The 14,059-nt window shown below is 70.1% G+C and carries 14 protein-coding genes and 1 pseudogene; 6 read left to right on the top strand and 9 right to left on the bottom strand.

Annotation, left to right across the window (positions count from 1 at the left end; translation table 11 throughout):
* Positions 1 to 83: 83 nt before the first annotated feature.
* The 4 genes and pseudogenes from ACIA8O_RS36935 to ACIA8O_RS36920 form a co-directional block, all read left to right on the top strand.
* The gene (locus tag ACIA8O_RS36935; protein WP_396298536.1) at positions 84 to 1,133 is read left to right on the top strand and encodes a hypothetical protein; all 1,050 of its coding nucleotides are present in this window, start codon (positions 84 to 86) and stop codon (positions 1,131 to 1,133) included.
* Between the two features lie 87 nt (positions 1,134 to 1,220).
* Entirely contained in the window at positions 1,221 to 1,814 is a 594-nt protein-coding gene (locus ACIA8O_RS36930) for a YdcF family protein (RefSeq protein WP_396298535.1), read from the top strand.
* Entirely contained in the window at positions 1,762 to 2,577 is an 816-nt protein-coding gene (locus ACIA8O_RS36925; protein ID WP_396298442.1) for a WbqC family protein, read from the top strand. Before ACIA8O_RS36930 ends, ACIA8O_RS36925 begins: the two co-directional genes overlap by 53 nt.
* A gap of 161 nt (positions 2,578 to 2,738) precedes the next feature.
* Positions 2,739 to 2,843 (top strand): annotated as a pseudogene (locus tag ACIA8O_RS36920) (AAA family ATPase); the annotation flags it as partial.
* Positions 2,844 to 2,854: 11 nt separating this feature from the next.
* On the opposite strand, the gene ACIA8O_RS36915 reads toward ACIA8O_RS36920, so the two are convergent.
* The 4 genes from ACIA8O_RS36915 to ACIA8O_RS36900 all read right to left on the bottom strand — a co-directional run bounded on the left by ACIA8O_RS36915 (position 2,855) and on the right by ACIA8O_RS36900 (position 6,815).
* Positions 2,855 to 3,316, bottom strand: coding sequence for a hypothetical protein (locus ACIA8O_RS36915; protein ID WP_396298441.1), 462 nt, complete (start codon positions 3,314 to 3,316; stop codon positions 2,855 to 2,857).
* A gap of 50 nt (positions 3,317 to 3,366) precedes the next feature.
* A complete protein-coding gene (locus tag ACIA8O_RS36910; protein ID WP_396298534.1) occupies positions 3,367 to 4,917 on the bottom strand; it encodes an ATP-dependent RecD-like DNA helicase in 1,551 nt (516 codons plus the stop codon).
* A gap of 117 nt (positions 4,918 to 5,034) precedes the next feature.
* Positions 5,035 to 5,958, bottom strand: a complete 924-nt coding sequence (locus tag ACIA8O_RS36905; protein WP_396298440.1) for a helix-hairpin-helix domain-containing protein — start codon at positions 5,956 to 5,958, stop codon at positions 5,035 to 5,037.
* The gene (locus ACIA8O_RS36900; protein ID WP_396298439.1) at positions 5,955 to 6,815 is read right to left on the bottom strand and encodes a hypothetical protein; all 861 of its coding nucleotides are present in this window, start codon (positions 6,813 to 6,815) and stop codon (positions 5,955 to 5,957) included. Before ACIA8O_RS36900 ends, ACIA8O_RS36905 begins: the two co-directional genes overlap by 4 nt.
* A gap of 362 nt (positions 6,816 to 7,177) precedes the next feature.
* Between ACIA8O_RS36900 and ACIA8O_RS36895 the strand changes: the two genes are divergently transcribed.
* Positions 7,178 to 7,402, top strand: a complete 225-nt coding sequence (locus ACIA8O_RS36895) for a helix-turn-helix transcriptional regulator (protein WP_396298533.1) — start codon at positions 7,178 to 7,180, stop codon at positions 7,400 to 7,402.
* A gap of 162 nt (positions 7,403 to 7,564) precedes the next feature.
* A complete protein-coding gene (locus ACIA8O_RS36890) occupies positions 7,565 to 8,497 on the top strand; it encodes a DUF6083 domain-containing protein (protein WP_396298438.1) in 933 nt (310 codons plus the stop codon).
* A gap of 150 nt (positions 8,498 to 8,647) precedes the next feature.
* Here the strand turns inward: ACIA8O_RS36890 and ACIA8O_RS36885 are convergent, their stop codons facing one another.
* The 5 genes from ACIA8O_RS36885 to amcB form a co-directional block, all read right to left on the bottom strand.
* Entirely contained in the window at positions 8,648 to 10,840 is a 2,193-nt protein-coding gene (locus ACIA8O_RS36885; protein ID WP_396298437.1) for a hypothetical protein, read from the bottom strand.
* A 414-nt stretch (positions 10,841 to 11,254) separates the two neighbouring features.
* On the bottom strand, positions 11,255 to 11,971 hold the full coding sequence (locus tag ACIA8O_RS36880) for a hypothetical protein (RefSeq protein ID WP_396298436.1): 717 nt from the start codon (positions 11,969 to 11,971) through the stop codon (positions 11,255 to 11,257).
* Positions 11,972 to 11,993: 22 nt separating this feature from the next.
* Positions 11,994 to 12,680 (bottom strand): pentapeptide repeat-containing protein, encoded by a 687-nt coding sequence (locus ACIA8O_RS36875; RefSeq protein WP_396298435.1) that lies wholly within the window; start codon positions 12,678 to 12,680, stop codon positions 11,994 to 11,996.
* A gap of 74 nt (positions 12,681 to 12,754) precedes the next feature.
* Complete coding sequence (amcA, locus tag ACIA8O_RS36870) at positions 12,755 to 12,919, bottom strand: multiple cyclophane-containing RiPP AmcA (protein WP_396298434.1); 165 nt, start codon at positions 12,917 to 12,919, stop codon at positions 12,755 to 12,757.
* Positions 12,916 to 14,058 (bottom strand): cyclophane-forming radical SAM peptide maturase AmcB, encoded by a 1,143-nt coding sequence (gene amcB, locus ACIA8O_RS36865; RefSeq protein ID WP_396298433.1) that lies wholly within the window; start codon positions 14,056 to 14,058, stop codon positions 12,916 to 12,918. Before amcB ends, amcA begins: the two co-directional genes overlap by 4 nt.
* Between the last annotated feature and the right edge of the window lies 1 nt (position 14,059).

Raw genomic sequence — 14,059 nt, 5'->3', positions numbered from 1 at the left:
AAGTGCTTCGATGGCTGCTCTGGCTGGAGGTGGCGGCGTTGGCGGTGATCGAGTGGAGCGGCGTTGAAGCGCGTGCGCTCCGGATGGCCCGGCGAAGAAGTGTGAGAGCGTTCGCGCAGGAGCTGGGTGTGGGGGTGCGCACCGTCTCGAACTGGGAAGCCAGGGGCGCCGCGTATCGGCCTCGGCCGGATACGCAGGCCATCCTCGACACCACTCTGGCCAGGTGCGACCCGCAGACGGTACTGCGGTTCGAGACCCTGCTGACGGAGAGCGCCGGGCGGCCTGGGTTGCCTCTGCCGCTGAGGTCGAGTCTGCGGCTGTGGGAGTACGAGACCTGGGTCGACGACCTCGAACGGGCCGTCGCCGCGCTCGGCCGCCAGGACTTCATGTTCGCCTCCGACTTGCTCGATCGGTGGCGATCCCGGTGGCCGGCGAAGGAGCTGGATGACCGGGGCCTGTACCTCTTCGCCCGAACCACCGTGCTGCTGGGAGATCTTCAGCGGGACCAGGGCTCCGTACTGGGGCCCCTGTCCGCCGCCCGCTCGTATCTGGAAGCCCGATCGGTGTTCGAGCAGCTGGCCGTTCCGCGCCGCGTCGCCCAGCTGGATCTGTCGCTGGCCGTGGTCAGTGAGATGTCCGGCAAGCTCACTGACGCGGCCACCCGCTACCGGCAGTTGGCGACTGACGTGCGGCTCAGCTCCCGGGACCGGGCGCGGGCCCAGCTCTGGGTTGGCACGGCTCTGGACAAGACCGGCGATCACGCCACGGCCGCCACGTTCATGACGGCCGCGATCCGGGAGTTCGACGCGCTCGGAGAACCGGAGGACTGGTCGGTAGGCCACCAGAAGCTCGCCCTCGCCCACCGCGGGGCGGGCAATCTCGCGCAGGCGTGCCAGCTGATCGAGGTAGCACGGCGCACCAGCACGACGGCCTCTCCGATGCAGCAGGTGCGCCTGGCCACCGCCGAAGGCCACATCCTGCTGTCGGACCCGGAGACTGCGGGCGAGGGAATCGCCGTGCTGGGACGAGCTGCGGACACGGCGGCGCACTACGGTATGAGCCACCAACTCCGCAGCATCGAGGGCATCCGACGGGGCTTCGAGCAGCCCGCCAGAGCTCTCCAGCGCGCCTGATCAGGAGCACATGTGACGAGCACCAAGTTCCCCGTGATCACCGACCGGCAGTGGGCGGACACCGCACTGGTGTGGGACTACCAGCAGATGGGCCACGAGCTGCGACCGTGCGACGTCGCGATCGGGCTGGGCTCGCACGACCTCGGGGTGGCGGCAGAGACCGCCGACCTGTTCCTGCGTGGCCTGGCGAAGCGGATCGTGTTCACCGGCGGCCCGAACCCGTCGAGGCCGGACCACTTCCCCCGCGGTGAGGCCGTGCACTTCGCCGAGCACGCCGTCTCCCTGGGGGTGCCGGAGAGCGCGGTACTGATCGAGCCGAGGGCCCGCAACACCGGACAGAACATCGACTTCAGCCGCCAAGTCCTCACTGAGGCCGAGGTGGAGGTGTCCTCAGTGCTGCTGGTGTCGATGCCGTACATGGAGCGCAGGGCGTTCGCAACGTGCCGCCAAGTGTGGCCCGAGGTGGAGGCGGTGTGCGCCTCCACACCGATGGACCTGCACGACTACGTGAAGACGATCGGCGACGATGCGCTCGTGATCGACAGCCTGGTGGGCGACCTCCAGCGGGTCATCGAGTACCCGAAGCTCGGCTTCGCCGTTGCCCAGGAAGTACCGGAGAGGGTTCTCGATGCCTACCAGCGGCTCATCGCCGAAGGGTTCACCAGCCGACTTCTCACCTGACACGGCACCGGGCGGGCTGGTGTGCGCGATCCACCAGCCCAATCTGCTGCCCCGCCTGTCCACCCTCGCTAAGCTCTTCGCGGCCGATGTGTGGGTAGTCCTCGATGACGTCCAGTTCGCCCGCCGGGACTACCAGCACCGCGCCCGTCTCGGGAGCCTCTCCGCCGGCGGGTCGCCGCGATGGCTGACTCTCCCTACACACCTGCCGCAGGGCCGGGCAACGCTCATCCGGAATGCACGGGTGGTGGACGGGCCGATCGCCCGCCGCCGGATCGAGGGCATCCTGCGGGAGGAGTACCGGTCCAGTACGGGCTGGCCGGTGCTCGCGAAGCTGCTGCAGCCGGTGCTGGACCTGGTCGAGAGGACCGACCGGACGGCAGAGGTCACCGAGGCTTCCACGCTGGTGCTGCTTGACCTGATGGGCTGGCCGGGACGCGTGGTGCGCAGCAGTGACCTTGCCGCCGGGCCGGGGCGCACTCGCCGACTGGTGGACCTGTGCCGGGCTGTGGGCGCTACCTCGTACCTGTGCGGAACTGGCGGGGCCCGATACGTCGAGCCGGAGCTGTTTGGCCGGGCCGGGATCGAGCTCCGGCAGTTCTCCGTCCCGACGACCGGGGTATGGGCGGGCGGCCGGACGTTCAGCACGGTCAACTCCCTGTTGGTGCACGGGTCAGCGGAGGTTAGGCGCGGCGTGAACGAGAGGCGTCAGGCGGACCTATTGACCCGAAACGGTAAGGTTCGGCGCTCGTTGATCCGGGCGTGATGGATCTGGTGGGGGACGCTCGGCGGCTGTCGCCGAAGGCTCAGGAAGCTCTGCGGATGCGGGCGGTTGCTGCACTTCGGGCGGGCCGGGACAGTTGTGGACCCGCGCGGTCGTCTGCGACCTCATCGCCCTGCTCTACCGGGTGCGGCTGACCGAACACCGTCGATCGCCTCGCCTTCAACGGCACCATCGTCGAGACCGGCACCGACTCCTACCGCCTCGCCGGCACCCGAGCCCACGCCGAACAGCAGCAGACGGCCGTCTGAGCTACGGAGGTTCAGATGTGGGCCCGGATCTGCTTCACCGGATGGCCCAGTTGATCCGCCAGGGCCGTCAGCTCGTCCTCGCTGAACCAGGAGCGTTCGGGGTTCCAGATCGCGATCTCGAAACGGGCAAAACCGCAGGGCCAGTCGTAATCCAGCCTGTCCAGAGTAGTGGATCCTCCGCAGCACGGGACCTCGACCGCGAGCGTGGTGAACCCGTCGTCGCAGTGAGCCTCAAGGAGATCGCCCCACCACTCCGTGTCGATGGCCGCCTGGCACAAGGGGCAGCCGATTCTCTCCAGGTTCTCCCCGCAGTCGACGACGGTCACCACGTCGTACCACGTCACGTCGACCTCCACACCGTCGGCAAGACCGGGAACCAGGTCCTCGACGAGCGCGACGACGCGATCAACCACATCGCGATCCGGTTGCCACTGCGGATCACTCGGAATGATCGACAGGACGTCATCGCTCATGGCTTCCCCACCTCGTCAGGCCACCGACCACTGCAAGTCGCGACGCGATGTTATCGATCAGACGATCTCGCGCCACACCCTCCCGGAGCAAGGGACGGGCACTGACCTGCACTGGTACTTCCGGTGCGTTGTACGGACCTTGGCCCGCAACTGGCTTGGGAGTCGACCGTCTGCCTCCGTCCTGCGACCACAATCGCTGACGAGGCACCAAGCCGCTTCGAACACATCGACGGGGCACCCGAATGATGCCAGAGGTGTTGCGCTCGCACGCCACACGGTCCTGGTCGTCGGCCCCGCTCCGGTCTGCCCGCCCTGTCAGCAGAGACCTGGCTGGCCATCAATCCCCTTCCGAGGGCGGGGAAGGATCGCCGTGCCCGTGAGCGCTCCGTACAGGCGCGGCGCGAGCGAGGTGTTGCGGGGTCAGCGGGGCGGGTGATGGCGGTTTCGAGCGCCTCAGGGTCACCGACCAGGACGAGCATCTGCTTGGCTCGGGTGACGGCGGTGCAGAGCAGGTTGCGGCGCAGCAGGAGGTACGAGGGTCCGGTCTTGGTGAGCGGCACGACCACCATGGGGTACTCGCTGCCCCGGGCGCGGTAGATGGTGATCGCGTAGGCGTGGAGCAGTTCGTCGAGTTCGTCGAAGGCGTAGGTCACCACGGTCCGGTCGTCGTCGGTGGTCATCTCGAGTCGGCGTTCGGCCGCGTCGATCGTGGTGACGGTACCGATGGAGCCGTTGACCACGCCCTTGCGGTGGTCATTGCGGATCGCGATGACGCGGTCGTCCAGGCGGAACGGGCGGCCGTGTCCCCAGTGCTGCGGGGTGCCGCTCTGGTGCGGGTTGACGGTGGCCTGGATCGCGAGGCCGAGTTCGTGCGTGCCGAGGGGTCCCTTGGTGTCGGGGGTGAGGATCTGGATGTCGGCCGGACGGATGCCGTAGTGGGCGGGCAGGCGGCGAGTGACGATGTCGACGACGGTGGACTGGATTTCCGCCGGTTCGGGAAGGGTGCCGTTCGGGCTACGGAGGTTGACGAACCAGAAGTCGTCGCCGTTGCCAACGGGTTGGCCGTGTCTGATCTGCTTGGCGTTGGTGACGATGGCGCTGCCACTGCTCTGGCGGAAGATGTCGGTGAGTTCGGTGCGCGGTAGCTCCCGCACCGCGAGCAAGTCGCGCAGCACCTGGCCGGGGCCGACGCTGGGGAGTTGGTGGACGTCTCCGACGAGCAGCGGGTGCACGCCGGGGTCGAGACGGGTCAGAAGCCGGCTCAGCAGGGGGAGGTCGAGCATTGAGGCCTCGTCGATCACGATGAGGTCGGCATCCAGCGGGTCAGGGATGTCGAGGAGACGGGCCGACTCGGTGTCGTCGGGGCGGCTGCCGATGAGGTGGTGGACGGTGGAGGCCGTGCGGCCGGTGAGCTCGGCGAGGCGTTTGGCCGCGCGGCCGGTCGGAGCAGCTAAACTGACGGTGCCACCTGCCTTCTCGACGACGTCGACGATCGTGCGCACGGTGAAGGACTTGCCGCAGCCGGGGCCGCCGGAGAGGATCGACACCGGTTCGGTGAGGGCCATCCGTACGGCGGCCTCCTGGGCCGGGGCGAGGCCCACGGCCCTGTCGGAGGCGGGCAACGGTCCCTCCCTCCAGGTGCCGAGAGCGGTCAGACGAGTGGCTGCGGTGCGCAACCCCGCGATCCTGGTGGCCGTGTTGGTCTCGGCCGTGTGCAGCTACGGGGTGAAGACGGCCGGGCAGGTTTGGCCGTCGCGTGGCAGATCCTGCATGACGACGCGTCGGCCGGCGACCAGAGTGGCGAGTTCGGCGGGCAGGAGTTGGCCGAGGGTGGGGTCCTGGAGGTTCTTGGCGGTCCGGGCATAGAGCTGACGTTCCCACAGGAAGCTGTGTCCGCCGACGCCTGCGGCGGCCTCGAGGGTGTGGAGTAGCGCTGCCTGCAGGCGCTGGGGGCTGCGTTCCGGGGCGCCGAGCCATAGGGCGAGTCGGTCGGCGGTGGTGAAGCCGATGCCGTAGACCTCGGTGAGGCGGTACGGGGTGGTGCGGATGATCTCCAGGACGCCGGTGACGTCGTGGGCGTCGTGGGGTTCGGTGTGGAAGTGGCGCACGATGCGGGGCGCGTGAGTGCTGGAGATCCCGGCACTCTGCAGGAGGATCATCAACTGGCGGACCTCCTGGTGGGTTTGCCAGGCGGTGACGATCTCCCGGTGCCGACCGGGGCCGATCTGGGGGACGTCGAGCAGGCGCTCGGGAGTGGTGTCGATGACGGCGAGGGTGTCGAGCCCGAAGTGCTCGACGATCGCTTCGGCGAGCCGGGGGCCGATGCCGCGGACGAGGCCGGAGGAGAGGTAAGTGCGGAGGGCGTGGGGGGTGGCCGGTTCGACGTGGTGGCAGTCGACGGCGCGGAACTCGCTGCCGTAGGTGGGGTGGTTGACGTGGTGGCCGCGTAGCTGGGGGGTCTCGCCGGGTTGGACGCCGTGGAGGGCTTGGCCTTTGGCGGTGAGGCTGTGGCCGTCGGACAGGCCCATGCGTGCCGCGGTGAAGCCGTTGGCGCCGATGTAGAGGAGTCGTTCGACAGTGCCGGTCAGTGATTCCAGGCGGCTGCGTGCCTGGGCGGGTGACTGGGGGTGTGTGGTCGTCATCGCTGCCTCCGGGGTGCGGGTGGTTGGCCGCTGGGGTGGCATCGGAGGAGTCCGTTGGGGAGCGGTTGCCACCGGGTGAGGGTGCCGTCCGCTTTCAGGTCGTCGAGGACGGTGTGGAGGTGTGCCGTTTCGGTGCCGCAGGCCCGGGTGACCGCTGCGGGGTCCACCAGGTACGGGGTGCCCGGGTGTTCGAGCCATGAGCTGACGGCCAGCACGGTGAGCCGGTCACGGGCCGGGGCGATGGCGACCCGGGGGTGTGTGAGGAGGCGGATGGCCCAGTGGCTGTCCGGCCTGCGACAGGGGGTGCCGGCCAGTTCGGGGACCAGTACGGCGGGGCCTCCTCGTGGGCGGCTCAGGTAGTGGAGCCAACCGGCTTCTTGAAGGTCTGTCAGTGCGCGGGCGGGCGCGGTGATGCGCAGGGCTCGGTGGAGACCCGGCGGAAGCCGTGCGATGCCGGAGGTGCCGGTGCGCAGTGCGCAGACGACGGCGAGCAGTCGGGCCTCGGCGCCGAGGGTGGGCGGCAGGGAGGCGGCGGTGTAGGCGAGGGCGGCTCTGGTGGCGAGGTGACCCAACTGGTGGGTGCGGGCGGCGGAGGGGACCGGAGGCCGGTCTGGCGGGGGTGGTGTCAGCCGCGGTGCGGGGAGACGGACGGTTCGGGGGATGGAGCGGGCGCACTGCTCGCAGACGTCCGCCAGACGCCAGGAGCTGCCGTCCCAGTCCGAGAAGACAACCAGGACGATCTGCCCGCCACACCGTCGGGTGCCCACGTGCCAGGAGCAGCCGCCGGTGGCGCAGCGGCAGAAGCGGAGGTGCGGAGGGAGTTGTTCCCTGCGGGCGTGGCGGGCGAGGTGGGCCATGGCCGTTTCGCGGACGGCCTGAGGGTTCGTCAGGTGTGCGGATCGGTAGGGGCAGTCCCTGGATGTGCAGGACAGTTCCCGCTTTGCCCCGTCGAGCGCGACGGTCCAGGTACCCGTGGCTGTCAGCAGGCCGGGGTGCCGCCGCATCGCCTCGGTGTCGTTCAGTTGTGTCTCCTCGTGCGGGCTCGCTTCCTCCGGTCGGTTGGCCGGGTGGAGCGGCGCACACGGTAGTGCAGATGCCTGCACTGTCCTTCGAATCTGCGAATCGGGAGAAAGTAGGGCAGACCTCTGCACTGACAGAGCTGGGGTGCAGACCGTGCGATAGCACAGTGATCATCCCGCCGCCGCCCGAGCCCAACCTCATGGCGCTCCGCACCGAGCTCGCTCGCCTGCGAGCCGACCGCGGCTGGACCTACGACCAACTCGCCGAGCGCAGCGGCCTCTCACGGCGCACCGTCATCGAAATCGAGCAGGGTCGCACCATCGGAACCCTCGCAACCTGGCACGCACTGGCGCACGCCTTCGACGTCTCCGTCGGCGCCCTGGCCGACAAACTGTGCGAAGGGCACGCTCCACCCGGCGCCTGAGACCCCGCCAGGTCGACCGGGTGCCGGAATTCACTCGACCGAGCAACCGGTCCGATCACCAGTTCCACCGGTCGGACGCCTTCGCGACCGTCGTCCCACGATCGAGCTACTCCCCCGCAGCCGTCCCGAACCGCCGGCAGCGACCGCTGCGAGCGTCCCCACATGACCTCCTGCATGCCGGGATACAACTGGGACGGCAGCCGCAAGGGACCCAAGACCACCCGGGCCCTGCGCATTGACCCCCAGAGCCCCTCCCGCCTGATCCGCTCCGCCCGCACCGGCACCTGCGCCTACTGCGGCAACACCGTCGAGTGGTGCCAGCGCGACGACCAGCGGCCACTCCCCCTCCACCCGACCGAGCTCGATGCCCGCATCGTCCCGCCCCACCAGCGCTGGCACCTCCACTCGGGCATCGCCCAACCGACCACGGGCGGATCACCCTGGTGCCACATCGCGCACCCCGCCCTCTGCCCCGCCACCGGCACACCGGCCGAGGACGACCACGAGGACCTGACCAGACTCCGGCGCGCACTCGCCGTCCGCAGCCGGCGCCTCATCGACCTAGGCTTCATCCCACGACCGCTGCCCACTGACACTGCGCCGCCGCCACCTGACCCTCCGACAACCCCTCCTCGCCACCGCCCGGTCGTCCACATGCTCCACACGCACTACCTCGCCCCGGGCCCGCTCCCCACGATCCGGTGCGTCTCGATGACCGTGCGCCTCCAACGCTGTTCGAACCGCGTCGCCGACGGCACCGAAGGCCAATGGGTCCACTTGCCCGTCGACTTCAACGCCGCCGCTCCCACCCCTCACCTCGCGGCGCACCTGGCACCCACCGAGATGACGGTCTACCAGCTCAGCCATCTCCCCCTCCCCACGCAGCTCCGCTGGCGCGGCCAACGCTGCGAAGCGCACAGCACCGGCTCCGCCGCCGAGATCGCACTGCCGCAGTGGGAGCCCTTCGACCCCTTCATCCACCGCGAGCACATCCGGACCGACCTGCCGGCCGCCGCCCAGTCCGCCGGAAGGCCCCGGCCGTACGTCCCGTGGGAGAGACAGCCCCCTCGGCCGCCATTCCGGTCGGACTTCTGACCTCGTCGCCCCGCAGTGGACGGGACCGAACCACCTGTGGGAAGGCCAAGCCGGTCGAAGGCCACCAGCGACGGCTCGGCAACACCGCCACGGCTCCTCCTCGCCGATGACCGAGCGCTCCCGCGCTGACCCTCCGCGCGCCCTTCGGCTTCAATCGGCGGGCTGCGGATTCCCGGCCGACACATCGGGGGCGGCGAGCCGGGGCTGTGCGGTCGCCGCCCATGAGCGTTCCTGGAGTTGGGGCCGAGGCGGGGCCGGCCGAGGGCGGCGCAGGGAAGCGACGTAGCGCAGCTGACGGTCCAGCAGCTCACGGGCTGCGGCCAGGCGTGCGTGCTCTCCGGCTTCGAACGCGGCCTGCTCGGCGGCCGAGCGGCTCTCGTACCGGTGGGCGCGGCGCAGCTCGGCCGCGCTCGCCAGCTCGGCCTCCTCGCGGGCTCCAGCGGAGCGGGCCCAGTGCTTCAGGGCCAGCTGGTGGGCCTGGTCGCGGATGGTCTCGGCGTTGAGCCGGTCGACGGCGGCCAGCGTCTCGCTCTCCGTTTCCGGGGGCCGGGCTTCGATCAGCTGCTGCACCAGGTCGGCGTTGACCCGGGCCGCAATGGTGCGTACGTCGTCCCAGCTGGTCAGGATGGCGGTGGCGAGGTGGAGGCGGACCGTCTCGGCCATGGCGGCGCGGGTGCCCCGGCGGCTGGTGCAGCGCAGGCACAGCCCGGCTGACTGCGGGGCCCGGCAGTCCTCGCACGGCACGGCGAGGCGAACCGCCTCGGCCGCCGCGGCCCGGGCCTCACACGCGTGACGCTCGGCTTCATGGCGTAGACGTCGTTGCTCGGCCTCGCGCTCGGCGGCGGCCAAAGCCTCGGCCCGGCGCATCGCAAGGTCGTGCAGGCGCCGCTCGTGCTCGGCCTGGCGCTCGCGATCGGTGGCGTCGGGCATCTCGGCCAGAACCTGGCCAACCACGGCGGCCCGGGTCGACCGGCGGTCCCCCACCCGCAACTCGCAGGTCACGCAGTCCAGGCCGGAGTCCAGGCGGATCCCGTCGTCGCACGCCTCGTGGCCGCAGCACCGGGCCTGCGGCAGGCCACGGCGCAGCATCCAGCCGACCGGATCACCTACCAGAGCGCTGCCGCCCTGACGCTTGAGCCGCCAGGCCAAGCGCTCGGCCAGGGCGGCGGGGGCGTGGCCGGTTCCGGTCCATCGGGCTGTGTTCTCCAACTCGGCGCGAACCCGGACTGCGAGGAACTCCCGGGTCGAAGTGCCGACCAGATGGCGCATCAGGTCCTCGACCGGCCGGAGAGCCACCTGCAGGTCGCTGTCCAGGCCGACGCCCCGGCTCAGCAGCCGGACCTGGTCGGTCCGCGGTCCGGGCCGGAGCCCATGCCCCGTGCCCGTCGTGCCGGGAGATGGTTGCCTGTCCCCGCGAAGCGGGCCGCCGAAGGGCGCCACCGGCCCGGGCCGTACGGGCGTGCCCTCGCGCGCGGGCGCATCGCGCGTCACCAACGGTTCCGCTACGCGGGAGAAGCAACCATCCACGGCCAACGGTTTGTTGGGAGAAGCCTGTTGTAGGTGGCTTGTTTGGGGAGCCGGGACGAGGGGGGTCTGCGGAAGCGAGACCAGGGGGGTCGCCGGAGCCGGAACGAGGGGGGTAACCGTCTCCTCGGCGCCCTCTCCGAACAGCACCAGCTGCCCCTCCGGCACCCCGTCGAGCAGGCCCGGGAGGCCGTCCTCGACGGCGGGCACGCCAGCAGGACGAGCCGACTGCCGGGGCTGCGGGAACAGAACGAGCTGCGTCGCCACGCCGGCCACCGGGGCTGGGTGCACGACGTAAACCGGGGACCGCCCGACCTTGACCTCACGGGACACCCAGCCGTCCGCCACCAGGGATTGGGCGATCGTCCGGCACGTCTCCCGGCCCATCCCACATATCCGCGCCAGCGCGGGCGCAGAGGCGCTCCGCCCCAGGTCGGAGCGGAGTGAGATCGCCGCGTACACCTTGAACCGGTGCGCGGACAGCGCGTTGCGGGCGCTCGCGGAGATGGTCACCGCGAGCTCGTCCTCGCCGACCGGCCGGGCCCGCCGGCCGAGCGTGCCGTTCGGGGAGGGCTGGTCCGCCAGCACCAGGACACCCTCAACCTCCCGCAGCGCTGCGGCCACCGTCTTCTCGTGCAGCTCGAGCGCGTCGGCCAGAGTGGCGTTGGATGCCCAGCAGGACCCGCTGCGCCGGGCGTAATCGGCGACCGCGGTGACGGTGCGGATCGTGTCCCCGGTGTGCTGGCTCAGCCATGCGACTGGGAACCGGCACCAGAACGTGCGCTCGCTGCGGGCCTGTGCGGCGTCCGGCCGGGACACGAAGGACGACTTCGAGTGCCGCCCGGAGCGCCGTCGAACTCCACCTCTTCCTCCTTGAGGACACGAGTTCTCTTCCGCGATCCCTACCGGACGGACAGAGCCGTGGCTCGATTCGTGACGGCAATCCGCGGAGACACCATCGGCGAAGCAGTCATCGAACGAACGCGGAGGTCGATCGCCGGAGCACTCCGAGCGTCCAGCAGGAAGCTGAGTGCTGATCAGGTTCATCACGGAGGGGAGCATCAGCACTTCGCGACGGCAGTGCGATCCTTCACCCCTGTACTTCCCGGAGCGCGGAATCTACGGCAGCCATGACGACCGAAGATCCCGCCTGGCGGAATCCTGCGATGGGAGCACCGCGTAGCCGGGCGGTGGGAGAGCCCGCATCAGAGCCAGGGTGGCGCTGACCGCGTGTCACACCAGCGCGGGAAGCACCCCCCGAGGCCAGTGGCCGAGCCAGAACGTGGCCGTTGAGGGCAGCAGTTGGCCCTCGGTGGAGCCGTCATGGGGCAGGAGCTCGGTCGGGGCGACGTAACCCTCCCCGGGCTCCAGCCGGAGGCGGTAGACGCTGAACTGGTGGCCGCCGGCGATGTAGGCGCGCAGGTCGTCGGTGTGCGGGTAGCGGCTGGCCGGGTCGTGGTGGATGGTGCGGCAGATCGTCTGGATGTCGGTGTCGCCGAGCAGGAGGTAGCGGGTACCGGGGCCGAGGTTGATGCACAGGCGTCGACGGCCGGTGTGCTTGGCGTGGTGGTCGAGCTTGTCCCAGTTGTCGATGTGCAGGCCGATGCGGCGGCCGTCCTGGTAGTTGGGGGTGGTGGTGAGGGCCTCGGCGGGACTGGCGGCCTGGCCCAGGTGGACGGCGTCCGGATCGCCGAGCGGGTCGGCGAGGCCGGCCAGGCTGGTCGGAGGCGGGCCGTCGGGGAGCCTGATCAGCTCCACCAGTGTGCTGTCGGAGGTGTCGGTGGTCGGCTTGAGGCGCGCGGCCGTTTCACCGGTCAGGGGCCTCCAGAGGCCCGACGGCAAGACGGCCCCGTCCTCGTACTCCGGTTCGCCGCCGGCTATGCGGACGCCGGTGACCTGGCACCGTTCGATGAGGGCGGCGGGGTCGGTGTGGGCGATGGCGAGGTTCATTCCGGGCTCCTCCCGGTTGGTCTCACCGGCGCTCGTCGAGGGTGTCGGCGAAGGTCACGTCCAGCTCCGCGATCAGGGCGTCGGCGAGTTCGGCCTGCTGGGCCCGGTCGATGATGACCTTGCCGAGGTGGGCGGCTCCCCGGATGGTGCTCAGGTCGCTTCCGCGCAGGTCGAGGTCCCGGTACTTGCCTCGGCCGAAGTCGGTCAGCCGCAGGGTGCAGGCGTCGAGGACGGCCCGACTGAGGTCGCTGCCAGTGAACGTCGCCTCGGTCAGGACGCACTTGGAGAAGACCAGTGGGCCGGTGGCCCGGACCTGCTCGAAGGTGCTGTAGTCGAGCTTGCAGTTCTCGAACAGCACGTTGTCCAGGGTCACGCCGCTGAACTGGGCTCCCATGATCCTGCAGTTGCGGAAGACGACGCGGGAGAGCTTGGTGTCGCTGATGCGGGCGGCGCCGAGGTCGCAGGAGTCGAACTCGATCGAGTCGAGGCGGACCTTGTCGAGCTGGACGCGGTCGGCCCGCAGTCCGGTGACGCGGCCGGTGATGAGGCTGGTGTCGGTGAGGTCCAGGTCCCGCAGGTCGGCGTCGCCGTACTGGAAGTCCTGGACGATGCCCCGCGCGGAGTCGAGCGTCTGGACGTTGGACAGGTAGAGACCGGGCTCGTTCAGGTCGGGCAGGGTCACGGTGACACGGCCGAAGGTGCTGTCCACTGTCTTGGCTCCGCTCTCTCGGTTCGGGGCCGGGCCCGCACCGCTGGGTGCGGGCCCGGGTGGTTCAGGTGGTGCTACTTCTTGTTGTCCCAGGTGGGCCGGTTGTCGAACTGGGGGGTGGGGTTGTCCCAGGTCGGCCGGTTGTCGAACTTGGCGACCGCGGGGCCGGTCAGGGTGCCGGCGGTGAGGTCGGCGATCACCGGGGCGTCGGTGGTGGCCAGCAGTTCGAGCAGGGTCATGCGGCTTGTTCCTCTCGGACGGTATCGGACAGTGCGATGATGAGGGCCTGCCTGGACACGCGGCAGTAGTTCGTCTCCGTGGTGTCCAGGCGGCCGTTCTCGAAGTAGCGATTGCCGGCCTGGGCCCCTCGGCAAAAACCGAAGAACTCGCAGGTGGCCTCGCACTCGTCCAGGCCGGTCAGGAACTCGCGCACGTACCGCAGGTCGTGCGCGCGCTCCAGCATGGAGCCGATGCTCAACTCCATGACGTTTCCGGCCCGGAAGTCCTCGTAGGCCGGGTCCTTGATCCCGGCGAGCTCGGGCGAGAGCAGGACGACGTCCCCGGCGGAGGAGACGGTCGGTATGGGGTCGATCAGCAGCTCGTCCCAGGCCGCGGGGGTACCAGAGCGGGCGGCCCGTAGGTAGCCGCCGAGGCGGTCGACCTCCCGGACGGTCAGTTCCTTGTGCTGCCGGGACCAGGCGATGGTACGGCGCCAGAACTCGCGGGCCTGTTCGACGGTGGGCACCGGGCGGGTGGTGTTGACGCCCTCCGTCTCCTCCATGTTCAGGCCGACGCTGTGGCAGCCGAGGCCGGCCATGAAGTCCAGCAGACCCTCGGGATCGCCGACGCTCTCCGCGCTGACGACCGCGATCACCGCGAACCGCACGTCGTTCTCGCGCAGGCAGGTGATCCCCTTCATGATCCGGTCGAACGCGGGCCGCCCGGCCCAGTCGACGCGCTGTTGGTTGAGGGAGGCCGGTCCGTCGATGCTCACCCCGACTCGGAACCCGTACTCGGTCAGGAACTCGCACCAGGCGGGGTTGAGCAGGACGGCGTTGGTCTGCACCGAGTGCTCGACCAGTCCGGCCTGCCGCAGCGGCTCGAAGGGGGCCAGCAGCTCGGCGAAGCGCCGGCGCCCGATCGCCAGTGGCTCACCGGCGTGCCAGATGATCTCGACCGGCTTCGGTGAGGCGGTGTCGGCGAGCTCGGCGACCGAGCGGGCGATGGCCTCGGCGACCTCGATGGGCATCGGTGTGCGGCGGTTGCGGTTGTGGAGGTAGCAGTAGGTGCAGTTGAGGTTGCAGAAGCCGTCCGGCTGTACGACGTACGCCTCCGGACGGCGGGCGATGCGGCGCCGGTAGCGGGCCAGGGTCTGCATC

It is taken from the genome of Kitasatospora sp. NPDC051853 (assembly GCF_044452665.1).
Taxonomy (GTDB): domain Bacteria; phylum Actinomycetota; class Actinomycetes; order Streptomycetales; family Streptomycetaceae; genus Kitasatospora.
This window is presented reverse-complemented; position numbering and strand designations above follow the sequence as displayed.